Genomic DNA, 16,017 nt, shown 5'->3' with positions numbered 1-16,017 from the left:
ACACTTTTTATTACGACCAGTAAGCCTTAAGAAATGAAAACCGTGAAGAAATTGGTTAATAGTGTGCTGAATAGAAGCAAGTAATTGCTCATCTTGAATTATTTTTTGCAATTTTTTTTGATCGTCGAAATTATGGAAAAATAAAAAACCTTAGCCGGACCGTTAAAAATTGAAACATTCCGCCCCATAATCCGCCCCAGATCTAAAAATAAAAACCCTAAATTACTATATTTCAAGTATTTAGGGTTTTAGTTTGTGGAGCTGGCGGGAGTCGAACCCGCGTCCAGATAGGGAAACACCGTACCGTCTACATGCTTAGTCAACTATTGAATTGTCGACCGAAAGCCGCTGGCTGACACACCTACTTTCGGCTTATCTGCTTAATTTCGCACCTGATTAGCAGTATCACAAGCACTAGTCCTTCCTTATCGACACCCCAGTATCAACCCCGAAAAGACACAGGGTTGCGGGATGTGGCCGGGGAGTATCTATCGAAACTCAACCCTTTAAGCATTATCTAGTCCCCTAAGGGTAAGATTAGGCAGCCATGGCGTAATTATTTTCGCCAATTATGGTTTGTATGAATCGTTCAAGGCAGTACATACTCCAGCCTGCATGCGAGCCCAATCTTTACTCCTACTGTCAAAACCGGTCAGCCCCATGTGAATTAAGTTGACAAAGCTAACACAAATTTGGTTCCAAAACCTAAATATTTTTGTAGTTAATAAACCTTGAAGAGGGCTAAACGCATCAATACTTATGTGGATTTACCTCATAGGAAGCCTTCTAGTTAAGGTCGTTATAAAAAATAAGCTTTAAACCTCACTTTTACCCCAATTGAGAGGAATGAGGAAGGTTAGATTTTTATCTGAGGATTCCCCAGGCATTACCCTCCCAATGTTCTTTCAATGCCAAAAGATGACAGATTCTAAAACGCACGGTTAAGGGGGGACTGGTACTGTATAAAAGCCGATTACCTCTGAAGTACGATTTTAAAGTAATTGATTAATAGTTAGATTCATAAAGGTTAACTTGGATTGGTCTTATTAATGCCAATGAATGCCTTTGCCTAATGTGCGGACATATAAAAATAAAAAAAGGCCATGGAGTCGTAACCATGGCCTCTGAACTAAATAAGCTAAAAAAATCACCTTTCCGAAATATTGTCTGTGGCCGGTTTAAAGCGTGTTAATATTTTTATCCAAGCTGTTTTCTTAATTATAAAAACAATTACGTACAGTTGTCTTTTTTGGATCTTCGCAGCCTTAAATTAATTTAAATAGTTTGCTAGCAGTTTAATTATTTTTTAATCCAATGGTAAAGAATAACTTACTCCAAGCAAATAAACAATAAGCTGAAAGCATAGACTTATCCTTTATGAATTCAATTAAAGTGCCAAGGAAAGTTACTTTTATTCCTTCGACCTATTTTTTTGTTTCCATTTATTTTTCAATTTTAAAATTACTTCTAGTCTTAGTAGCAAAAATGGCCTACGGAATTTGATACAAAGAGAGGGGATACTTTTCAAAAAAGCGTTAAATTGCTTGAAGGTTGGAACGGGTTAAAGCTTGCTCCAATTACTGCCATTTAATATGTTTATTACGAGTCTTATTTTTATTCTTAAAGCCATTAATGAATGTTCGACGCCGATTCCAGGAGTGGAGCCAGGATTCTCTACAGGAAGCTTAAGTTAAATTGGGTTTTCAGCACTTCTACCTTTATTGGCAATTTCCTTATCACATTACTAGTAACCTATTTTTTTAGTAAAATAGGCTACGATGCTCAGGTCAATTTCGTCTTCTTTATCAGTATTCTGGCGATAGGTTTGTGGATATCCGAAGCTTTGCCTCCTTTTGCGGTGGGGATTTTTATCATTGCGACTTTGTTGCTTGGGTTTAGCACCGATTTCTTTTTTGACAAAACCATGCCAGCGGAACTCTACGTGAGTACCTGGACCAGTAATGTGATATGGCTACTCTTAGGTGGTTTTTTTCTGGCCAAAGCCATGAGTATAGTAGAATTGGATCAGCAGTTGTTTCAGTTTACGGTTAAAAAATTTGGACAGAAACCAGAGCGCCTATTATTGGGGCTAATGTTGACTACAGCTGTTGCGAGCATGATCATGTCCAATACTGCTACCACTGCTATGATTATTTCCTCTATAATTCCATTGGTACGTTTGATAGGTAAAAATGCGCCTTATGGCAAGGCACTGTTGACGGCAATTCCTGCTTCGGCATCGGTAGGTGGCATAGGCACAATTATCGGAAGCACACCCAATGCGATTGCAGTGGGTGCATTACAGGAGAAAGGGATTAGTATTACCTTTATGGATTGGATGGTGGTAGGCTTTCCTACCGGATTATTATTGGTTTGGTTGTTTTGGAAATTTCTGTGCAGAACCCAGGATTTCTCTGATGTTAAACTTGATCTTTCCCTTTTGCCTAAAGGAGAAGGGAATGTAGGCAGTTTTGAAAAATACGCGGTAATTGTCACATTGATTGTTACTGTATTGATGTGGTTGACTGAACCCCTGCATGGGATTCCTGTTGCAGCTACCTCTGCAATCCCCATAGTATTGCTAACAATGACTCAGGTGATTCATTCCGAGCATGTGCGAAGTCTCCCATGGGATACGCTTATGTTGGTGGCTGGTGGGCTAGCCTTGGGCATTGCCCTGGTGGAAGTAGGTTTGGCAGAAATTGTCATGCGAAAAATCAATGCACTTCCCTTGCCCAAGGTTTTTATAGCCATTATCTTTTGTTTGGTAGCGGTGTTGCTATCCAATGTGATGAGCAATACGGCAGCAGCTTCCATTCTGGTCCCATTGAGTCTTGCTTTACCGGGTATTTATGGTATTGCAGGACCTGTGATGGTTGCCATTAGCTGTTCTTGTTCATTGTTGCTCCCCGTTTCTACTCCCGCCAATGCCATTGCATTTGCTACAGGGATGGTGGAGCAAAAAGATTTCAGGACTGGTGGTCTCTTCTATATTATTCTCGGGCCTATAGTAGCTTTTTCAGCTGTAATGGCCTGGGTGCTCTTATTTCATTAAAAAAAATAGGCTATGAAAATGTACTTGTTAGTGCCCATGCTTTTGTCTTTATCCTGTGGAGGCCCGAAGGAGAAACAGGAATTAAACCAATTGGAGAAGGATATTCAAGACCTGATGCAGGGGGTAGAAGGAGAATTTGGCCTGGCCTTTAGGTTGCTGGACGATTCTGATAAGGAATTATTTATAAATGAAAAAGAGGTGTTTCATGCTGCAAGCACCATGAAAACCCCCGTAATGATCGAACTTTTTAAGCAATCTGCTACAGGAAAGTTCTCCTTGCAAGATTCGATACCAATACGCAATGAATTTAAGAGCATCATGGACGGCAGCACCTACAGTATGGATTTGGGAGTGGACAGTCAGGAGGCTTTGTACAGTCGAATTGCCAAAAAAGGCAGCATCTATGAATTGATGTATCAGATGATTGTCAAAAGCAGCAATCTGGCGACTAATATATTAATCGAAAAGGTAGGCGCTGAAAATGTAACGCAAACCATGCGGGATTTAGGGGCGCAGGATATTCAGGTGCTGAGGGGAGTAGAAGACCTGAAAGCTTTTGAGGCAGGCCTAAGCAATACCACTACAGCCTTTGATATGATGCTGGTCATGGAGGCCATTGCCAAAGGCAAGGTGCATGGATCGGACAATATGATTGAAATTCTCTCCGACCAGCATTTCAATGGATTGATTCCAAAATATTTACCCAAGACTATAAAAATAGCGCATAAAACTGGGGCTATTACAGGAGTACAGCATGATGCTGCTATAGTGGATTTTTCCAATGGGGAAAGCTATGTATTGGTTATTCTGAGCAAAAACCTTAAGAATGAAGAACTGGGTAAAGAAACAATTGCGAAAATCAGTCAATTGATTTATACCCATGTGGTAAAACCATAGCATGGAACGCTATTGGGCTTGCCTTCAGTTTATTCCCTTTCTAAAAAACCAAATATTATTTTAATTAAACATTATTTTAATATCTTTGCACCTTATTTATTCGCCAGATATGGAGTAAATACCAATTTTTTAAATTAATCAATGCTTTAATTATAAATTCACCTATAATTTTGATCCATGACACAGGCCTTTTACAACTTATTCAAACCAAAAGAAGCCAATCTAAAAGATGAAGTTCTTTCAGGTTTAACTGTTGCCTTGGCTTTGGTTCCCGAAGCAGTAGCCTTCTCTCTTATAGCAGGAGTTAGTCCTTTGGTAGGACTATACACAGCTTTCATAATTGGGCTAATCACCTCCATTTTAGGAGGTAGGCCTGGGATGATATCAGGAGCTACAGGGGCCATAGCGGTAGTTGTGGTAGCATTGGTAATCGATCATGGGATTGAGTACCTTTTTGCTGCGGTTGTATTAATGGGATTGATTCAAATATTGGTAGGAGTGCTGAAACTTGGGAAACTTATTCGGTTGGTTCCTCATCCAGTTATGTTTGGATTTGTCAATGGATTGGCGATTATAATTTTCACTGCCCAGTTTGCACAATTTAAAACAGTAAATGCTCAGGGAATTGCCGTATGGATGACCGGTTATCCTTTGTACTTAATGTTAGGGCTTGTTTTGGTGACCATGATTATTATTAAATTTTTGCCTCTGTTGACCAAAGTAGTTCCTTCCGCATTAGTGGCAATACTCACTGTTTCTTTAATTGTGATTTTCGGTAATCTAGATACCCAAACAGTAGGTGATATGGCCTCTATATCTGGAGGACTTCCTGAATTTCATATCCCAATGGTGTCTTTAACCATGGAGACCTTTTGGATTATTTTACCTTATGCAGCCATTATGGCTGGTGTAGGTTTGATCGAGAGTTTGCTTACGTTGACACTCGTAGACGAAATTACTGAAACAAGAGGAAGTGGCAATAAAGAATGTATTGCCCAGGGAGTAGCGAATGTAACTACAGGGTTTTTTGGAGGAATGGGTGGATGTGCCATGATCGGTCAGTCACTAATCAACGTGAATGCAGGAGGTAGAAACCGACTTTCTGGAATAGTAGCTGCCCTGGGTTTACTTACCTTTATCTTGTTCTTCTCCTCTTACATAGAAATGGTGCCCATGGCCGCCTTAGTAGGGTTAATGTTTATGGTAGCAATAGGGACTTTTGAGTGGGCTTCTTTTAAGGTATTTAGAAAAGTGCCAAAATCTGATGTGCTGGTAATGATTTTGGTAACCTTGGTAACCGTCTTTTTACATAATCTTGCCTTGGCAGTACTGATAGGCGTTATTATTGCTGCACTGGTTTTTGCCTGGAAAAATTCTAAAATGATTCGTGCTAGAAAACGTGTTGACGAAAAAGGCATAAAACATTATGATATTTTTGGCCCCTTGTTTTTCGGTTCAGTAACTGCTTTCGGAGAGAAATTTGATCCAATAAATGATCCTGATGAAATAATCATTGATTTTGAGGAAAGTAGAATTGTTGACCATTCCGGCTTAGAAGCTGTACATAAAGTGACTGAGCGTTACAGCAAATTGGGGAAAACGGTTTATATCAGACACCTGAATACTTCCAGTAGGGCATTGCTACACAAGGCCAGTCCAATAATTCATGTGAATTATAAAGATGATGATCCTGAATTTATGCATGCTGATGAAAAGGTATTGAAATAAGATTTCAGGTTGAATGGAAAAAAAAATCCGGGTTGATTAATTCAACCCGGATTTTTTTTGGATTATTGCCAAGGGGATTAATCCTATCAAGTTACCTTTATTGCTTTCTATTTTTCCGTGTATTAAAATTTGGGTTTAAGTCCTAGTTCTAGCCAATTTACAGAAATTGTATGCGTCTCTATTAAGCCTAATTATTGCTTATGCCTGAATCTTAGTGAACGTGTTTGGGGTTTTATCACTTTTTTGACAAAATTAATAGTCAATATTTGCATGAGATTTAAAATTTTAGTTAATTATATTCCTTCAACCTAATATTAACCCTTTAGCCAAACATAGACATGAACAAAACCCTCTTATTTTGTTCCTTAATTTTCTTTTTCGCCTGTAATGAAGAAACCCAAGAAATGGAAGAAATTCCTATGGAGACTTTTCGCGATGAAGTGAAAGCTACCCCTGTGAAAGTCGGACTTTCTCAAAAAAAGTCCTTTGATTACCTGATCAATGCCTCAGGGAAAATAGAAGCAGAAAATGAAGTCATGTCCATTGTAGAGCGTAGTGGTTATCTTATAGATCTCAAGGTTGAAGAAGGACAGCAAGTGAAGGAGGGGCAGATTATCGCATTGCTGGATAGGACAGACAGTCAGCTGGAATGGGAGAAAGCTCAAGTGGGCCTGCGAACTGCAAGCGCGGAGTATCAGAGCCTAAAAATAGTTTCCACGGTAGAAACTACCTTTTCGGAAGACCTGGATAAAAATGCTAGAGATGAATTCTGGAAGGCTTCTAGTGGATTATTAGCAGCAGAAATTGCTGTACGAGAGGCTGAAAATAACCTTAATAAAACAGAAGTTAAAGCACCCATCACAGGGGCAATTGCAGACCTGAAAATTAAGAAAGGAAGTCTTGTCAATGCCGGCGACGAAATTTGTTTGGTGCTAAGTACTGGTTTATTAGAAATGAAAGTGAAAGTTTTGGAGTCAGACATTTCCTTTGTAAAAAAAGGACATAAAGCAGAAATTTATCCTGTATCAGGGGCGAGTGAAAGTATAGCAGGTACAGTTATAAGCATTAATCCCAAGGTGGATGAAAATGGATTGGTACAGGTTACAATAAAACTCAATAAAGGTGGAAGCCTATTACCAGGGATGAATGCAAGGGCGGTCATCAGGGCCCCACAGAACAATAACCTCGTTGTTCCAAAAGAAGCGGTGGTTTATCGATCTGGTCGGCCTGTCGTTTTTACAATAGATAAGAATGAAGCCATATGGAATTATATAGAGGTAGGGAAGGACAATGGAAGAGAAATTGAAGTATTGGATGGGCTTGAGGCTGATCAGACAGTTATTGTGAGCAATAACGTGCAGCTAGGACATCAGGCTTCTGTGGAGATTACAACAGAATAAGCTATGGTTAGATTTTTACTTTCAAGACCGATAGCCGTAGGAATGACCTTTTTGGCCTTCCTAATTTTTAGTGTGATTTTGTTTCGAACACTACCTATTTCATTGCTGCCTCCTATAGATGTGCCGCAAATTGTCATTAAAGTAAATTATCCCAATTCTTCCCCTGAGTCCATAGAACGGAATGTGCTGGAACCAATCAGAGAAGGCATGGTCACTTTAAATGGGCTAGAGGATTTAGAAAGCAAGGCAGGTTCTGAAGTTGGGGATGTTCGTTTGACTTTTGATTTCCAGACAAGGATGGAGCTGGCGTATATTGAAGTCAATGAAAAAATTGACAGGCTTACCAACAGTCTTCCGAATGACATGCCGCGGCCACAGGTGGTTCGAATCAATTCCAATGATATCCCGATTGTACGGTTACAAATAATTCCTAAAGAAGGTGTTGATTACGCTGAAGTTTCGATGCTTACGGAGAATGTGATAAAAAAGCGGCTGGAACAATTGAAAGGCGTGGCGCTGGTAGACATTAATGGCCGGCAGGAAAAGGTGATCACTGTCACGCCAAACAAACCCATAATGACTGGCTTGGGCCTTAAAGAGGCAGACTTAATCAGTGCCGTTAAGGATGGGAACAGTGAACTGCCAGGCATAAGTGTGGAGGATGGTCAATTCAGGTATTACTTGCGATTAGCTTCCAGGCTTGAAACGGCGGAAGACGTTGGTAACCTCCCCGTAAGAGGACCATCAGGAAATACCGTAACCCTATCAAAAATAGCAGAAGTCCACCATTCACTGGCCAAGCCAACAGGCTTTCATTTGTTTCAAGGCAAAGAAGGACTTGTGGTGACTGTGCACAAACAGACTTCAGCCAAAATGAATGAAACCATGCCGCTGATTTATGAAGCAGTAGAATTGTTTAAAGAAGATTATCCGCAGGTAGATTTTGAATTGACACAAGACCAGTCCTCCTTGCTAAATGCAGGCATCAATAACCTGCAAACCAGTTTGCTCTTTGGGGGTTTGTTTGCTTTCGCAATTCTGTTTGTTTTCATGGGCAATTATAGAACGCCAATCATTATAGGAATCAGCTTACCGGCTTCTCTAGTGATCAGTTTTATGGTGTTTTATTTTTTCGACATCTCCATTAATGTAATCTCTTTGAGTGGACTGGCTCTGGGTTTGGGAATGCTTATTGACAATGCCATTATCGTGTTGGACAATATCAATCGAAAGCGCGAGGAAGGTATGCCACTGTTTGAGGCTTGTGTCAATGGGGTAAATGAAGTTCAGTCAGCCCTTATAAGTTCTGTGCTAACGACATTGGCCGTTTTTGTCCCATTGGTCTTTTTAAGTGGGGTGGCCGGAGCTTTGTTTTATGACCAGGCCGTATCAGTGGCGGCTATACTATGTGTTTCTTTATTGGTAGCCTTTATCCTACTTCCTTTATTGTATTTCTTGCTCTTTAAAAACAAGACGAAAAGTACGATAAAAGATGACAGTCGCCTTTACAAAGGTATGCTAAGCGGGTATAAATTAATTTACCAGAAATTGTTTGCTCGTCCTGGCTTGTCTTTGCTGGTTTTGTTTCTGATGATTCCCTTGCTGTTGGCCACTGTTAAATTCCTGAAAGTGGAGGGCCTGCCACCGATAGAGAAGTTTGACGTATTGATTTCTCTGGATTGGAATGAATCTATCAATGCAAGCCAAAATAGAGACAGGATTCAAAGTCTACTGGCCCAATTGGAGGGTGAATATACCGTTGCTGAAAGTGATTTAGGGCTAAGGCAATTTATCTTGTATGAAGGTGAAAATGCCATTCAACAAGCCGATCTTTACCTGATGTTTGCCGATAATAAAGGCAAAGAAAATGTTAGCAAGCAACTTCATGAATTTTTCCGCCAAAACTACCCAAAGGCCAGTTTAGAAATAAAAGATGCCCCCAATGCCTTCGATCAACTGTTCAGTTCAAACAAACCTTATTTCGAAGTACGTTTGAAGCAATTAGAATCTGAAAAGCCAATAAGCCCAAGCCAAATGAATTTATGGATGGAGGAATTTCCTTTAGCTACCGTTTCCAAAGGACCAGGGCTGCAAGAAGGGTCTTCTGTGATATTTAAGACAGACCTTGAGAAATTGGCTTTATATGGTTTGGGAGTAGATAATTTGATCACTACAATAGAACAGTTATTTGGCAATTACCTGATTACCGATATTCGGCAATTCGGCGAGATTATTCCCATTCAATTGAGAAATGACCAATTGGATTTTCAAACGCTACTGAAGCATAATTATATCTATGGAGAAGAAGGAGTGCCCTACGCTTTGGATGAATTCATAGCGTTTTCTTACGATTCGCATTATAAATTTGTGACCTCCGACAGGGCGGGGATTTATCAATCCCTAAACCTCGATGTGTCCGAGTCTGAAAATCATGAGACAGCCATTCTGGCTTGGGGTGTTGAAAGAAACCTTGCTGTTGGGTTTGCTGGGCAGTACTTTCAAGATCAGGAAACCATCAAGCAGTTGCTGGGCATTTTGATGGTATCCATTCTATTGCTTTATTTTATTCTGGCGGCCCAATTTGAGAGTTTTCTACAGCCACTTATTGTTGTGTTCACCCTTCCTTTAGGAGTGGGAGGAGCTTTTTTGGTGCTATGGCTCTCAGGTACATCATTAAATGTAATGTCTGCTATTGGATTGGTGGTGATGTTAGGGATTATGGTCAATGATGCTATCCTCAAGATTGACACCATCAATCGACTAAGAATTACTTACCAGGCTAAAGAAGGATTGCTTGCAAGAGAAGCCTTGGTCAAAGCACTTTATCATGCTGGTGAGATACGATTGAAGCCAATAGTGATGACGTCAGTTACCACTATTCTTGCACTGAGCCCTGTAGTTTTTGGTGCTGGGTTGGGGGCAGATTTACAAAGGCCCCTGGTTTTTTCTGTTATAGGAGGACTGACGATAGGTACCTTTACGGCTTTGTATTTTGTGCCCCTTGCTTATTGGTTTCTGTCTGGGCAGCGAGGAGCGGTGAAATTTCAAGGCTGAAAAAACATAGTCCCTATTTAGCTTAAGCTGATGCAAAAGCTGGACAAGGATAAATGTTTATCCTTTTTTCAATTCTATTACCGTAATCTCTGGCCAAATACCTACTCTTCCAGCAAAGGCATGGAAGCCAAAACCTCGGTTTACATAAAGGTATTTCCCTGCCTGCTCAGCGATTCCAGCCCAGTTGGTATAGCGGTATTGCGCAGGGCTCCAACGAACAAAAGGCGTCTCTATACCTATCTGCATACCATGGGTATGCCCACTAAGGGTAAGGTGAATGTCTTTGGGGTGATTTTTCACTTGTTCATCCCAATGTGTAGGATCATGAGAGAGTAAAACTTTAAAGGCATCGTCAGGAACGTTCCGAAGGGATTTCTCAAGATCACCCTTAGACTGAAAGCCCAATCCCCAGTTTTCTACGCCTAATAAACTTATTCTTTGTCCATCTTTCTCGATCACTCTGTTCTCGTCAAGTAAAAGATCGAAGCCCATGATTTTATGTTTGTCTTTTAGCGACTGAAGATTTTTCACTTTGGCTTCCGGACTTGGCCAGGAAGTATAATCTCCATAATCATGATTTCCCAAAATGGAAAATTGACCAAAAGGCGCCTTGATTTTTGAGAAAAGATCAATTATTGGGTCAATTTCATCCGCTTTGTGATTGACCAGATCGCCAGTAAATACAAAAAGATCAGACTGCTGGGCTGCAGCCATGTCAGCTCCTTTTTTTACCGCCTCATAATCGGTGAAGCTACCCGCATGAATGTCTGATATCTGGGTGATGGTGAACCCATCAAAGGCCTCTGGGAGGTCTTTAAAGTAAAGTGTTTTTTTAATGGTCCTGAAATCATATTTTCCTTTTATGATTCCGTAGATAAATCCAGTCATAGGAATAGCCGCCACGGCAAAAGCTATCTGGCTTATAAATTTTCTTCTGGAAGCCATTAGCGATCCATTTTCATTTGATGCACCTGTTGCATAGCCATATACAGAGCCAATTCCCCTGACGATGTCTTCTCCAAACAGAAAGACAATGACGGTGAGCTGGGTGACAAGAATGACCAAAAACAAGTTAAGGGATTGCTGAGAGGAAGCTGATATTTTGCCTTCCCGCATAATGGTGTAAAAAGTAAAACCCAACCAAATAGCCACGGCTCCTGCTACTGTCCAATATATTATTTTACCTTGCGTTAAATAGTCTGCAGGCAAAATTGCTTTAATTCCTTGAAATACGTACCAATCTAAAAAAACAATAATTGATAGTAATGTAATGATAAATAAGGTGCCTCCCACTTTTCTCATGATAGTTTATGTTATTCTATTAAACTGGTAATCATGTAAGAAGGTTAATAAAATTTTGTTTCTATCGTTTCGATTTAAGAAAACAGGGTTTTTCTTTTAAATTCGGGTCAGCCTTTATTTCTCACTATCCTTTCAGGATGAGAGATTTAAGTGGGTGGAGGTATTATTTGGTTTAAATTTGTTGAATGCTGACAGAAGTGTGAAGGGTAGAAGGTTTTAGATTTTCTCCCCCAAAAGAACCATGGACCGGAAGTGTGTTTTCAGGAAGAAAGCTGGCTGCAAGGGGAATATAATGTTCGTCGGCCATTAGCCCAAGACTTGGGTCCAATCCTACCCAACCGGCACCAGGCAGATAGGTTTCTACCCATGCATGTAATTCGTGGCCTTCCTCCAATTCAGGATTGAAAGCATAACCACTGACAAACCTTGCGGCCAATCCTACATGCCGTAACATTTCAATTAACATAAAAGAAAGATCTCTACAAGAGCCTTTTCCAGCAGCAAAGGTTCTGGCTGCTGACCAAAGATTTTCTTCTTCTCTTATGATGTGGTGCCAATCGGCATGAATGGCAGCATTCAATTGTGTCAAGAATTGAATTGGGTCATCGCTGTTCAGTTTTTCAAGTGCATAGCTCTTTAGTAAATTGTTATTGCTATGGAGTAAGTAAGGATTTAAAATTGGTAAATTTTTTTGCTGGTAAGCAAATGGAATGTCATTTTCAGGGTTTAAGTTTTGTAAAAACCACTGGTCCATTAAAAAGAGGAAGGGGTTAAAATGACTGGTGTTTACCTCAAAATCTACTTTAATGACCATATTTTCTGTCTCTCCTGTAAACCAAGCTTGAAAATAGGGGTTTCCTTCAATGCTGTACCTTTCATTCATACCTTCTGGCTTGGGATTTATATCCAGCGAATAGGCACTGATTTTCAGGTGATTTCTTTGAAGTGGTTTAAGGTAAAAGTGATGGGGATTTAGCCTCACCAACTTTTGGTATCCATAGGTGGTGGTATGTTGTATTTTCAGATGCATAATTGCTAATGATTTAATTTAGAAAAGACAACATTATTTACGCATGCTCAATTAATTATTATTAATATACTCTTTTCGAGAGAATGCCTTTTCAAGGATTTCTGCAGGAAGACTATGGATGGCTTCTTTCAGTGAATCGTTCCAAATCTCAGATAAATGATTTAATTCATGCTGTTCAAATCGATTTTCAACGATATTGTAACTGTCATTCTCTAATACCACTGTATCTATAGGGTAATCCACATCATTTGAGCTTATTCTAGTGGCATCGAAAGCCAGAAAAGCACTTTTAAGTGCGAGCAATAGTGGTTCGTCATACTTGAGAGACCTCCTTAAGACAGGATTACCAAATCCAGTATTGCCGATGATGACAAAAGGCGTTCCTTGTCTGATTTCTATCCAATTTCCCTGTGGATATAGTAAATAGAGCTTTGGTTCTTTGTCCTCTTCAAGTTGCCCACCTATGATAGAAAACAAATTGAAGGAAAACCCAGAACTTTCCAATGAAGCCATGTCCTCTCCTGCAACGCGTTTTACCTGATCGGCAAAGCCATTGACAGCCTTATAAAGTTTGTCATAGGTAGAATCATTTTTTTCAATTAATTCTCCAAAATAGGTAATGGCCTTGTCTCTTACGGAGCGAAGCCCAGATGTCATAATAAAGAAGGAATGATTTCTTCTATTTACAGTATATACCTTCTTAGAAGTGGTAGTGTCATTACCTGAAGTAATGCGGGTATCTGATAAACCTACAATTCCGTCTTTTGTCTTTATTCCAATGCAAAATGTCATTCTTGTCCCATTGTTTGGGAGGCAAAGTTATCTTTTATTTGGAAATAATTGTCGTTTATTTTATTTGAAATATTATTAATCTTGATTTGCAAGTGTTCGATATATTCATGTAAACCGCTGGAAATAATGTCATTGACATCATCGTATTCCAGCTTAGAGCGGAGTTCTCCCATTTCTTTCTCTGCGCTGTTGGTATAGCCATCCCCATTAGCACCTGAAATTTTGTTGAGGCATTGCTCAGCTTCTTTTAAGCAAAAGAAAACTGATCGGGGAAAGTATTTATTCAGCAGCAAAAATTCCACCACTCCTGAAGGGGAAATGTTGCCATATAGCCTCCTGTAAGTGTTGAAGGCAGTGACAGATTTTAGCAAGGCCATCCAATGAAGAAAGTCTAAGGGGGAACCCACTTCATCTGCGGAAGGGAGTAAAATGTGGTATTTGACATCAAGGATACGTGAGGTTTTGTCTGCTCTCTCCAGGTACTGGCCCAATTGTCTAAAATACCAACCCTCTGTTCGTGCTACCGTGTTGTCTGCTAATCCGTAGAGAAGCAAGATCTGGGATTTTACCTCTTCAAAAAAATCTCTGGGATCATCCTTTTTCCATATTTTTGCGTCAGAGGCATTTTTTACAAAGTGATAAGTTTCATTTAATTTTTCCCAGGTCTCCTTGGTGAGGTTTTCCCTTATCATTCTTGCATTCTCTCTGGCTTTAGAGATAGAAGAAATAATCGCATTCGGGTTAGACTGATCAAAAGCCAGGAAGTAGATTACTTCCTGCATGTTATAACTTAGGTTCCGGGATTTGTATAGTTCATGGTCTCCTGTGGCCATAATTAAAGGTTCCCATTGTTCCTTTAAGTCAGGTGGTAAGTCCAACATTAAGTTGAAATTAACATTGATAAATCGGGCATAATTTTCAGCCCGTTCCATGTATCTCCCCAGCCAGTAAATTGAATTTGCAACTCTACTTAACATATCGTTTGTTTTTTTTAATACAATACCCAGGTGTCTTTGCTTCCACCACCTTGAGAACTATTGACTACAAGAGAACCTTTTTTTAACGCTACCCTGGTAAGGGCACCGGGAATTACTTCTACTTCATTACCATACAATATATAAGGTCTCAAATCTACATGTCGTCCCTCAATGGTCTTATTGTCTACAATGGACGGTACCGTGGAAAGTGAAAGTGTAGGCTGGGCGATGTAATTGTTAGGGTTTGACTTGACCAATTGTCTGAATTTCTCATGCTCTTCAGCATCAGCCTTAGGGCCGATCATCATGCCATAACCTCCTGCGGCATTGGTTTCTTTTATAACCAGATCTTCAATATTTTCTAATACGTGTTTCCTGTCTTTTTCCTCTCTACAAAGGAATGTTGGTACATTATGGAGGATTGGATCCTGATCAAGGTAATACTTTATAATTTTGGGCACATAAGCATAAACCGCTTTATCATCTGCCACACCTGTGCCAGGGGCATTGGCAAGTGCGATGTTTCCAGCTCTATAAGCTTCAAAAAGTCCAGGGACACCTAGCATTGAGTCTGGATTAAATGCTTGTGGGTCAAGGAATGTATCGTCTATTCTTCTGTAAAGCACATCTATTTGTTCCAAACCCTTGGTGGTTTGCATATAAACCTTCTTGTCCCTTACGATTAAATCCAAACCTGAAACCAATTCTACCCCCATTTGCTGGGCGAGGTAAGAATGTTCAAAATAAGCGGAATTATAAACACCGGGCGTCAGTACTCCTATTTTGGGTTTTGGTTTGTCAGACAAAAACTGCAACATTTCAAGCAATTTTGCAGGATAATCTGACACAGGCCTTACACCGAGTTTGTTGAATAAATCTGGGTAGGCACGCTTAATGATTTCTCGACTCTCCAACATGTAGGAGACGCCGGAAGGGCAGCGTAGATTGTCTTCTAAAATATAAAACTCCCCATTATTATTCCTGACCAGGTCAGTGCCTGTAATATGACACCAGATTCCTTTTGGAGGCGTCAAACCCATGCATGGTTTCAAGAAATCTTTGCTCCCCAAAATCAAGTCCGAAGGAACTACTTTGTCTTTGAGAATTTTTTGGTCATTGTAGATGTCTTGAAGAAAGAGATTTAATGCAGTAATCCTTTGCTTGAGCCCTTCGTTTATTATATGCCAGTCCTTTCCAGGAATAATTCGGGGGATAATGTCCAGATGTAGAATTTTTTCAGATCCTTCCTTGTCATGGTAAACATTAAAAGTCATCCCCATGGCCATCTGGGCTTTGTCTGCCGAGTATTGTAACTGGTTAAGCTTTTTGGGAGAAGTGTTCTCAATAAACGCTCCGAAACTAGAGTAGTGATCACGTAATGTCTGATGTTCATCAAACATTTCATCATAAAAGGAATGTTGGTTTTCGTGGTTTACCTTCATTTTGCCTAATTAAAACAGTTGGATTAATGACTTATGAATTATAGAAGTTATAAAAATTAGGTATAATATTTTAATTATGCAAATAAACGAAGCTTCTTATTAATATTTAAGAAAATTGTTCTGTGATTATGAAGTGCTGCTGCATAAAAGATTTGTTTAGTGATCAAGTCAAAAGCCTGAGCCCAGTTTCAAGTTCAATTGGTTGCTTTTTGAGGAGCTGAGCAATTATCAAATGGAGTAGCTATTGAAAGCAATAAATTTAATGCTTATGGAAAGTTGTTAATTCAAACGGTATATACTAAATTTTCAGTTATATAAAATGGTAAGTGTGCCTTATAAG

Annotated in this window: 10 protein-coding genes and 1 other RNA gene; 5 read left to right on the top strand and 6 right to left on the bottom strand. The window is 39.7% G+C overall.

What is annotated here, in order from left to right:
- Nucleotides 1–253: 253 nt before the first annotated feature.
- Nucleotides 254–660: a transfer-messenger RNA gene (gene ssrA / locus AAC073_RS05560) on the bottom strand.
- 976 nt (nucleotides 661–1,636) lie between these two features.
- On the opposite strand from ssrA, the gene AAC073_RS05555 reads away from it, so the two are divergent.
- The 5 genes from AAC073_RS05555 to AAC073_RS05535 all read left to right on the top strand — a co-directional run bounded on the left by AAC073_RS05555 (nucleotide 1,637) and on the right by AAC073_RS05535 (nucleotide 10,134).
- Entirely contained in the window at nucleotides 1,637–3,055 is a 1,419-nt protein-coding gene (locus AAC073_RS05555) for a DASS family sodium-coupled anion symporter (RefSeq protein ID WP_339922850.1), read from the top strand.
- A gap of 12 nt (nucleotides 3,056–3,067) precedes the next feature.
- Nucleotides 3,068–3,952, top strand: coding sequence for a serine hydrolase (locus AAC073_RS05550; RefSeq protein WP_339922849.1), 885 nt, complete (start codon nucleotides 3,068–3,070; stop codon nucleotides 3,950–3,952).
- Nucleotides 3,953–4,129: 177 nt separating this feature from the next.
- Nucleotides 4,130–5,680, top strand: coding sequence for a SulP family inorganic anion transporter (locus AAC073_RS05545; protein WP_339922848.1), 1,551 nt, complete (start codon nucleotides 4,130–4,132; stop codon nucleotides 5,678–5,680).
- A gap of 338 nt (nucleotides 5,681–6,018) precedes the next feature.
- Nucleotides 6,019–7,080, top strand: a complete 1,062-nt coding sequence (locus AAC073_RS05540) for an efflux RND transporter periplasmic adaptor subunit (protein WP_339922847.1) — start codon at nucleotides 6,019–6,021, stop codon at nucleotides 7,078–7,080.
- Between the two features lie 3 nt (nucleotides 7,081–7,083).
- Nucleotides 7,084–10,134 (top strand): efflux RND transporter permease subunit, encoded by a 3,051-nt coding sequence (locus AAC073_RS05535; protein ID WP_339922846.1) that lies wholly within the window; start codon nucleotides 7,084–7,086, stop codon nucleotides 10,132–10,134.
- Nucleotides 10,135–10,191: 57 nt separating this feature from the next.
- Here the strand turns inward: AAC073_RS05535 and AAC073_RS05530 are convergent, their stop codons facing one another.
- From AAC073_RS05530 to AAC073_RS05510, 5 genes are all read right to left on the bottom strand, one after another.
- The gene (locus tag AAC073_RS05530) at nucleotides 10,192–11,436 is read right to left on the bottom strand and encodes a metallophosphoesterase (RefSeq protein WP_339922845.1); all 1,245 of its coding nucleotides are present in this window, start codon (nucleotides 11,434–11,436) and stop codon (nucleotides 10,192–10,194) included.
- 172 nt (nucleotides 11,437–11,608) lie between these two features.
- Entirely contained in the window at nucleotides 11,609–12,466 is an 858-nt protein-coding gene (locus AAC073_RS05525) for a transglutaminase family protein (protein ID WP_339922844.1), read from the bottom strand.
- A gap of 51 nt (nucleotides 12,467–12,517) precedes the next feature.
- The gene (locus tag AAC073_RS05520) at nucleotides 12,518–13,258 is read right to left on the bottom strand and encodes a peptidase (RefSeq protein WP_339922843.1); all 741 of its coding nucleotides are present in this window, start codon (nucleotides 13,256–13,258) and stop codon (nucleotides 12,518–12,520) included.
- On the bottom strand, nucleotides 13,255–14,235 hold the full coding sequence (locus tag AAC073_RS05515) for an alpha-E domain-containing protein (protein WP_339922842.1): 981 nt from the start codon (nucleotides 14,233–14,235) through the stop codon (nucleotides 13,255–13,257). Before AAC073_RS05515 ends, AAC073_RS05520 begins: the two co-directional genes overlap by 4 nt.
- A gap of 14 nt (nucleotides 14,236–14,249) precedes the next feature.
- On the bottom strand, nucleotides 14,250–15,677 hold the full coding sequence (locus AAC073_RS05510) for a circularly permuted type 2 ATP-grasp protein (protein ID WP_339922841.1): 1,428 nt from the start codon (nucleotides 15,675–15,677) through the stop codon (nucleotides 14,250–14,252).
- Nucleotides 15,678–16,017 lie beyond the last annotated feature (340 nt).

This window comes from uncultured Cyclobacterium sp. (assembly GCF_963977555.1).
Classification (GTDB): Bacteria; Bacteroidota; Bacteroidia; order Cytophagales; family Cyclobacteriaceae; genus Cyclobacterium.
This window is presented reverse-complemented; position numbering and strand designations above follow the sequence as displayed.

Excerpts from the sequence above, each read along its gene's own strand:
- AAC073_RS05555 (WP_339922850.1), top strand. The coding sequence starts at position 1,637 with ATGTTCGACGCCGATTCCAGGAGTGGAGCCAGGATTCTCTACAGGAAG.
- AAC073_RS05550 (WP_339922849.1), top strand. The coding sequence starts at position 3,068 with ATGAAAATGTACTTGTTAGTGCCCATGCTTTTGTCTTTATCCTGTGGA.
- AAC073_RS05545 (WP_339922848.1), top strand. The coding sequence starts at position 4,130 with ATGACACAGGCCTTTTACAACTTATTCAAACCAAAAGAAGCCAATCTA.
- AAC073_RS05540 (WP_339922847.1), top strand. The coding sequence starts at position 6,019 with ATGAACAAAACCCTCTTATTTTGTTCCTTAATTTTCTTTTTCGCCTGT.
- AAC073_RS05535 (WP_339922846.1), top strand. The coding sequence starts at position 7,084 with ATGGTTAGATTTTTACTTTCAAGACCGATAGCCGTAGGAATGACCTTT.
- AAC073_RS05530 (WP_339922845.1), bottom strand. The coding sequence starts at position 11,436 with ATGAGAAAAGTGGGAGGCACCTTATTTATCATTACATTACTATCAATT.
- AAC073_RS05525 (WP_339922844.1), bottom strand. The coding sequence starts at position 12,466 with ATGCATCTGAAAATACAACATACCACCACCTATGGATACCAAAAGTTG.
- AAC073_RS05520 (WP_339922843.1), bottom strand. The coding sequence starts at position 13,258 with ATGACATTTTGCATTGGAATAAAGACAAAAGACGGAATTGTAGGTTTA.
- AAC073_RS05515 (WP_339922842.1), bottom strand. The coding sequence starts at position 14,235 with ATGTTAAGTAGAGTTGCAAATTCAATTTACTGGCTGGGGAGATACATG.
- AAC073_RS05510 (WP_339922841.1), bottom strand. The coding sequence starts at position 15,677 with ATGAAGGTAAACCACGAAAACCAACATTCCTTTTATGATGAAATGTTT.